A 1,258-nucleotide genomic window follows, 5' to 3' on the forward strand; every position below is an offset into this window, starting at 1 on the left:
TTGAAGACCGAGGTCGGAGAAGGGTTCCATGGAAACACCGCTTGGCCATGGGTCAGGCGGTCCTAAATATCTTGGTGATTCAGTAAATAAAAACGAGTGGGTGTAAAGTGACGCAAGTTATTTTACATGAAAAATATGTAAATATCTCACTCTGGGTTGAAAGGGAATCAGGTTAACATTCCTGATCAAGTTGTGGAAATTAACAGCTTCGGCTGTAATGCGTGGTAACACAAGCTATCTTGGAGATGCTAATGGAAATTCCGGGAAGAGGTCTCTTTTCTTTGTTAAGAAACAATAACCCCTAAAATGGACTCGTTCCGAGAAAGGGGCCCCGTTTCTGTAAAGCGCCACCTACCCGGTGGTGTCCGGAATTCTTCTGTTGGCCCTTGAAAATCCAAGACTGGCAATAATTTTCACAACTGCCCGTACCCATATCCGCATCAGGTCTCCAAGGTTAATAGCCTCTGGTGCTTGAACAATGTTGGTAAGGGAAGTCGGCAATTTGGATCCGTAACCTCGGAAAAAGGGTTGGCTCTGAGGGCCGAGTTTGACGGGCTATAGAAGGATACGCGTGGACTTTTGCATAAGCTGGGCAATGATCTTCTTTAATTAGAGGTGAATGCTTGGAGTGTGCGTAAGTCCTGTGTTGATGGCTGTAGCTGTACAGGCGTAGCGATGTTGTGGCACTCTGTGTTACTCTAGCTATTGTCTTCGTCAAGCGAAAAACGGCTAACTCAGAACTGGTACGGTCCAGAGGAATCCGACTGTCTAATTAAAACATAGCATTGCGATGGCCGTTAAACGGTTCTGACGCAATGTGAATTCTGCCCAGTGCTCTGAATGTCAAAGTGAAGAAATTCAATCAAGCGCGGGTAAACGGCGGGAGTAACTATGACTCTCTTGTGGTAGCCAAATGCCTTGTCATCTAATTAGTGACGCGCATGAATGGATTAACGAGATTCCTTCTGTCCCTATCTACTATCTAGCGAAACCACAGCCAAGGGAACGGGCTTGGTAAAACCAGCGGGGAAAGAAGACCCTGTTGAGCTTGACTCTAGTCCGACTCTGTGAAGAGACATGACGGGTGCAGTATAAGTGGGAGGCTTGCCAAAAATGAGATACCACTACTGTCATTGTCTCTTTACTTAGTCAGTAAAACGGGAATGCAATTGCATGCCCAAACACATGTGGGCACAGCATCTTTGGTGTTGTAGTCCAACTCTGCTTGAGTTACATGTGTGTAACCCGTTCTGACAAC

The 1,258-nt window shown here is 46.1% G+C and carries 1 rRNA gene; it reads left to right on the top strand.

From position 1 onward, the window contains the following. A 23S ribosomal RNA gene (locus L3V31_RS21995) occupies nt 1-1,258 on the top strand; the annotation flags it as partial.

The sequence above is a fragment of the Vibrio sp. J1-1 genome (assembly GCF_021728395.1).
Lineage (GTDB): Bacteria > Pseudomonadota > Gammaproteobacteria > Enterobacterales > Vibrionaceae > Vibrio.